Source organism: Reyranella soli, from assembly GCF_007992495.1.
GTDB lineage: Bacteria > Pseudomonadota > Alphaproteobacteria > Reyranellales > Reyranellaceae > Reyranella > Reyranella soli.
In genome coordinates this window covers 21,219-27,673 of record NZ_BKAJ01000084.1, presented here as the reverse complement: position 1 = coordinate 27,673, position 6,455 = coordinate 21,219, and the positions used below count along the sequence as shown (strand labels likewise).

The window sequence follows — 6,455 nt, the reverse complement described above, 5'->3', positions numbered from 1 at the left end:
GGGGGAGAGGAGCATGAAGGGGGTAGCGCAAAATGCGCGAAATGCGAAAAATCCCCGTCCAGAACTGCGCCGGCTAAAAGAACATGCGCGTCCTGTGCGAAAACCTAGCCAACCAGCGCCTTCCTCACCGCGGCCGAGGCCTTGGCGAAGTCCATCTGGCCGGCGTACTTGCCCTTCAGGACGGCCATCACGCCGCCCATGTCCTTGACCGTCTTGGCGCCGGTCGAGGCCATGGCCTCGGCGACGGCGGCGGCCACGGCGGCCTCGTCCATCTGCTTGGGCAGGAAGCGCTCAATGACGGCGATCTCGGCCTTTTCCTTCTCGGCGAGCTCGGGCCGATTGCCCTTCTCGTAGAGCACCACCGATTCGTTGCGCTGCTTGATCATGCCCTGGAGCATGGAAAGGATGCGGTCGTCGGCCACGCCCTCGCGGTTGGCCTCGGTGCGGGCGGCGATGTCCACTTCCTTGAGCTTGGCCAGAATCAGGCGGACGGCGCCCACCGTGGTCATGTCGCGGGCGCGCATGGCCTCCTTCAGCGCCTCGTTCAGATTGTCGCGCAGCATGGTTTATGTCCCGATCGATTGAAGGGCGGAAACTAAACGCCTGCGACGCTGTTGGCAAAGCAAATAAGTTATTGAAAACGCTTGTGAATTAGCCGCCTGCAGCACCTTGACCCTGTGCGACCACTTGGTTACAAACCGCGCGGCTCGCAGATCGCCTCCCCGGGCGAGGCCGGCTGGGCCGAAAGAGCGGAAATTCGTTATGACAAACCTCAAGACCGCCGGCGCGACTGACGCCGCGCCGCGTTGGGCCACGGCCGCGCTGGTGCTGGCTGACGGCGCGGTGTTTTGGGGCAAGGGTGTAGGCGCGGCCCGCCATGCGGTGGGTGAGGTCTGCTTCAATACCTCGATGACCGGCTACCAGGAGATCATCACCGATCCTTCGTATGCCGGTCAGATCATCTCCTTCACCTTCCCCCATATCGGCAATGTCGGGACCAATCCCGAGGACATCGAGAGCATCAATCCGGCCGCGCGCGGCGTGGTCTTGCGCGGCGATATCACCGAGCCCGCCAACTGGCGCGCCGCCAAGCCGCTCGACGACTGGCTGAAGAGCCACAACCTTCCCGGCGTGTGCGGCGTCGACACGCGCGCCATCACGCGGCGTATCCGCGACGGCGGAGCGCCCAGCGGCGTGGTGGTGAACGCGCCCGACGGCAAGTTCGACATCCCCAAGCTGCGCCACATCGCCGAGGAATGGCCCGGGCTCGACGGCATGGATCTCGCCGTCGAAGTCACGACCAAGCAGACCTACAGCTGGAACGAGACCAAGTGGGCGCTGGGCAAAGGCTACGGCAAGCTCGACAAGGCGAAGTATCACGTCGTCGCCGTCGACTACGGCGCCAAGCGCAACATCCTGCGCTGCCTCGCCAACACCGGCTGCAAGGTCACCGTCGTGCCGGCGACGGCCACGGCCGACGACATCCTGCGCCACAAGCCTGACGGCGTGTTCCTGTCCAACGGCCCGGGCGATCCCGCGGCGACGGCGCACTACAGCGTGCCGGCGGTGCAGGGCGTGCTCGACAAGAGAGTACCGCTGTTCGGCATCTGCCTTGGCCATCAGATCCTGGCGCTGACGCTCGGCGGCAAGACGCGCAAGATGGAGCGCGGCCATCGTGGCGCCAACCAGCCGGTCAAGGACCTGACGACCGGCAAGGTCGAGATCACGTCGCAGAACCATGGCTTCTGCGTCGTTCCCGAATCGCTGCCCAAGAGTGCCGAGGTCACGCACGTCTCGCTGTTCGACGGCACCAACGAAGGCCTGCGCTGCACCGACAAGCCGGCCTTCTCGGTCCAGTATCATCCCGAGGCTTCTCCGGGCCCGACGGACAGCCACTACCTGTTCGATCGCTTCGTCGACATGATCGACAAGAGCAAGGGCAAGTAAGACAGGCAATATGCCCAAGCGCACAGACATCAAGAGCATCCTCGTGATCGGCGCGGGGCCGATCGTCATCGGCCAGGCCTGCGAGTTCGACTATTCGGGCGTGCAGGCCTGCAAGGCGCTGAAGGACGAGGGCTATCGCGTCATCCTGGTGAACTCCAACCCGGCCACAATCATGACCGATCCGGGCCTGGCCGATGCGACCTACGTCGAGCCGATCACGCCCGACATGGTGGCGCGCATCATCGAGAAGGAGAGGCCCGATGCGGTGCTTCCGACGATGGGCGGCCAGACGGCGCTCAACACGGCGATGGCGCTGCACCGCGACGGCCGACTGAAGAAATTCAAGGTCGAACTCATCGGCGCCAATGCCGAGGCGATCGACAAGGCCGAGGACCGGCTCTTGTTCCGCGAGGCCATGACCAAGATCGGGCTGGAATGCCCCAAGAGCGAGGTCGTGCACAATCGCGAGGAGGCGATCAACGCGATCGAGCATATCGGCCTGCCGGCCATCATCCGCCCGTCCTTCACTCTGGGCGGCACCGGTGGCGGCATCGCCTACAACCGCGACGAATATTTCGACATCGTGCAGGGCGGCATCGACGCCTCGCCGGTCGGCGAGGTGCTGGTCGAAGAATCGGTGCTGGGCTGGAAAGAGTACGAGATGGAGGTGGTGCGCGACCGGCGCGACAACTGCATCATCATCTGCTCGATCGAGAACGTCGATCCGATGGGCATCCACACCGGCGATTCGGTCACGGTCGCGCCGGCGCTGACGCTCACCGACAAGGAATACCAGATCATGCGCGACGCCTCGATCGCGTGCCTGCGCGAGATCGGCGTCGACACCGGCGGATCGAACGTGCAGTTCGCCGTCGATCCGGCGAGCGGGCGCATGGTCGTGATCGAGATGAACCCGCGCGTGTCGCGTTCGTCGGCGCTGGCCTCGAAGGCCACGGGCTTCCCGATCGCCAAGGTCGCTGCACGTCTTGCCGTCGGCTACACGCTCGACGAACTATTGAACGACATCACCGGCACGACGCCTGCCTCGTTCGAGCCTACGATCGACTACGTCGTCACCAAGATGCCGCGCTTCGCCTTCGAGAAGTTCCCCGGCGCCGAGGCTCTGCTGACCACCTCGATGAAGAGCGTGGGCGAGGCGATGTCGATCGGCCGGACCTTCCAGGAATCGTTGCAGAAGGCGCTGCGCTCGATGGAAACGGGCCTGACCGGCCTGAACGAGATCGAGATCGCGGGCGCGCCCGACAAGAGTGCCGTCGTGGGCGCCCTGGCGCGTCCCACGCCCGACCGCGTGCTGGTGATCGCCCAGGCCTTCCGTCACGGCCTGTCGGTCGAGGAGATCGCGCACGCCTCGAAGTACGAGCCGTGGTTTCTGCGCCAGATCGAGCAGCTGGTGAAGATCGAGGCCGAGGTCCGCGCCAAGGGCCTGCCCAAGGACGCCAAGGAGTTCATCGACCTCAAGAAGAAGGGCTTCTCCGACGAGCGGCTCGGCGAGCTCACCGGACAGTCGGCGGCCGCCGTCGCCAAGAAGCGTCGCGCGATGGGCATCCGTCCGGTGTTCAAGCGCATCGACACCTGCGCCGCCGAGTTCGCCTCACGCACGCCCTATCTCTATTCCTGCTACGAGGGCGATGGCCTCAGGCCCGCCGAGTGCGAAGCCGAGCCGACCGACCGGCGCAAGGTCATCATCCTGGGCGGCGGTCCCAACCGCATCGGCCAGGGCATCGAGTTCGACTATTGCTGCGTCCATGCCGTCTACGCCCTGCGCGAGGCCGGCTACGAGACCATCATGGTCAACTGCAACCCCGAGACGGTCTCGACCGACTACGACACCGCCGACCGCCTCTACTTCGAGCCGCTGACGGCCGAGGACGTGATCGAGCTGGTCGAGGTCGAGCGCAGCAAGGGCGAGCTTCTGGGCCTGATCGTGCAGTTCGGCGGCCAGACGCCGCTGAAGCTTGCCAAGCCCCTCGAAGCCGCGGGCATCCCGATCCTCGGCACCTCGCCCGACGCCATCGATCTCGCCGAGGACCGCGAGCGCTTCCAGCAGCTGATCCACAGGCTCAAGCTGCGCCAGCCCGACAACGGCACGGCGACCTCGCAGGAGCAGGCGATCGCGATCGCCGAGAGGATCGGCTACCCGGTGGTCATCCGCCCGTCCTACGTGCTGGGCGGCCGCGCCATGCAGATCGTCTACGATCGCGAAGGCACCGAGCGCTACATGCGCGACGCGGTGAAGGTGTCGGGCGCCAATCCGGTGCTGGTCGACTCCTATCTGCGCGACGCCATCGAGGTCGATGTCGATGCGCTGGCCGACCAGAACCAGAACGTCTTCGTCGCCGGCATCATGGAGCACATCGAGGAAGCCGGCATCCATTCGGGCGATTCGGCCTGCTCGCTGCCGCCGTACTCGCTGCCGGCCAAGATCATCGCCGAGATCGAGCGCCAGACCGAGGCGATGGCCAAGGCATTGCAGGTCGTCGGCCTGATGAACGTGCAGTTCGCGGTGAAGGGCGGCGATGTCTACGTGCTCGAGGTCAATCCGCGCGCCAGCCGCACCGTGCCGTTCGTCGCCAAGGCGACCGGCCAGCCGATCGCCAAGTTCGCCGCCCGCCTGATGGTCGGCGAATCGCTGAAGTCGCTGCACATCAAGAAGGCCAAGGGCAAGCACATCGCGGTCAAGGAAGCGGTGTTCCCCTTCGCGCGCTTCCCCGGCGTCGACGTCATCCTCGGACCCGAGATGCGCTCGACCGGCGAGGTCATGGGCCTCGATGTCGATTTCGGCCGCGCCTTTGCCAAGTCGCAGCTCGGCGCCGGCAGCAAGGTGCCGGTCGACGGCGTGGTGTTCGTGTCGGTCAAGGATCCCGACAAGGCCGCGATGGTGAAGCCGGTGAAGCGGCTGGTCGAGCTCGGCTTCAAGGTCGTGGCGACCGGCGGCACCGCCGACCATCTGCGGCGCCACGGCATCGAGGCGCAGCGCGTCAACAAGGTGCTGGAAGGCCGGCCGCACATCGTCGACCTGATGAAGGACGGCAAGGTGCAGCTCGTCTTCAACACCGTCGACGGTTCGGCGGCGCTGACCGACAGTTTTACGCTTCGGCGCACTGCATTGATGCACAAGATCGCCTACTACACGACGGTGGCAGGCGCCAAAGCCTCGGTCGAAGGCATCGCCGCACTGAGCGAGGGCGCATTGGACGTGGCGCCCCTGCAATCATACTTCAAAACGGCTTTCTAGCCTTCCGAGCCCAAAATCAGAGCAATGCAACCGCCCTGATGGGCGGGGATGGGCGTTGACGACGCACGATTCATTAAGGACGATCACGCAATGGAACGGGTTCCGACGACGGCCGAGGGGCTGAAAGTCCTCGAGGACGAACTGAAGCAGCTGAAGAGCGTGGAGCGCCCTGCGATCATCAAGGCGATCGCGGCGGCGCGCGAGCATGGCGATCTTTCCGAGAACGCCGAGTATACGTCCGCGCGCGAGCGCCAGGGCTTCATCGAAGGCCGCATCGCCGAGATCGAGGACATCATTTCGCGTGCCGAAGTGATCGACTTCAGCAAGCTTTCCGGCAAGGTCGTCAAGTTCGGCGCCACCGTGCAGCTGGCCGACGAGGATACCGACGAGAAGGTGAAGTACCAGATCGTCGGCCCCTACGAGGCCGACCTTGCCAAGCGCCGCATCTCGGTGACCTCGCCGATCGGCCGGGCCCTGATCGGCAAGACGGTGGGCGACACCGTCGAGGTCCAGACGCCGAGCGGCGCGCGGTCCTACGAGGTCGTCGGGGTCCAGTTCAAGTAGAGGCCGCCTGCGCCATCGCCGCCTTGGCGCGGCGCATGCCGACGAACCGCATCAGGCCATACTGAGCCAGGAACAGCGCGACTTTACTCGCGAGGCCCCAGATCGACATCGTCGCCGACCAGCTTACGGGATCGAGCGTCAGCGCCAGCGCGATGTTGAGCGCCGCCGACAGGAACATCAACCCGGCCCACACGAAACCGAAGGTCCAGGCGAGATCGGGAACCAGGTGGACGGCGATCGGCGGCAGGTAGCGGTTCATCCAGCCCGGCTTCAGCATGTAGGCGCCGACGATGCAGTAGATCACCGAGGGCTTCAGCATCACGAAGCGCGCATCGCTGGTCAGCAGGGTGGCGATGCCGGAGACCACCACCAGGCCGATGCTGAGCCACTGCATGGTGTCGATCGGCTGGCGGCGCAGCTTCATCCAGCCGATCTGGATGATGCCGAGGCCAACGCCCAGCGCCACCGCCAGCATGAGGTCCTTGGTGATCAGCAGGACGACAAGGAACAGGATCGTCGAGGCGAGGTCCGAGACGAGCAATCGGGCCGAATGCATCAGGTTGGCCATGCGAGCCTCCATGAAGCGGTAACGCCGTGTATTTAAGGCACGCTATAGATACACAGCGTTTCCCGCAAGAACAAAATCTCCTCCCCCGTCATACGGGGGAGGGCAGGGAGGGGGCAGGCA

Annotated in this window: 5 protein-coding genes; 3 read left to right on the top strand and 2 right to left on the bottom strand. The window is 65.1% G+C overall.

All coding sequences use genetic code 11. The features are described from left to right. Positions 1-104: 104 nt before the first annotated feature. Positions 105-563 carry a GatB/YqeY domain-containing protein gene (locus RSO01_RS24155; protein ID WP_147152192.1) on the bottom strand — a complete coding sequence of 153 codons (459 nt, stop codon included), beginning with the start codon at positions 561-563 and terminating at the stop codon, positions 105-107. Between the two features lie 199 nt (positions 564-762). Between RSO01_RS24155 and carA the strand changes: the two genes are divergently transcribed. From carA to greA, 3 genes are all read left to right on the top strand, one after another. Continuing rightward, on the top strand, positions 763-1,947 hold the full coding sequence (gene carA / locus RSO01_RS24150) for a glutamine-hydrolyzing carbamoyl-phosphate synthase small subunit (protein ID WP_147152190.1): 1,185 nt from the start codon (positions 763-765) through the stop codon (positions 1,945-1,947). A 10-nt stretch (positions 1,948-1,957) separates the two neighbouring features. Continuing rightward, entirely contained in the window at positions 1,958-5,203 is a 3,246-nt protein-coding gene (carB, locus tag RSO01_RS24145) for a carbamoyl-phosphate synthase large subunit (protein ID WP_147152189.1), read from the top strand. Between the two features lie 90 nt (positions 5,204-5,293). After that, entirely contained in the window at positions 5,294-5,767 is a 474-nt protein-coding gene (gene greA / locus RSO01_RS24140) for a transcription elongation factor GreA (protein ID WP_147152188.1), read from the top strand. On the opposite strand, the gene RSO01_RS24135 is transcribed toward greA, so the two are convergent. After that, positions 5,760-6,335, bottom strand: a complete 576-nt coding sequence (locus RSO01_RS24135; RefSeq protein ID WP_170303314.1) for an inner membrane-spanning protein YciB — start codon at positions 6,333-6,335, stop codon at positions 5,760-5,762. The two genes, greA and RSO01_RS24135, sit on opposite strands and share 8 nt — an antisense overlap. Between the last annotated feature and the right edge of the window lie 120 nt (positions 6,336-6,455).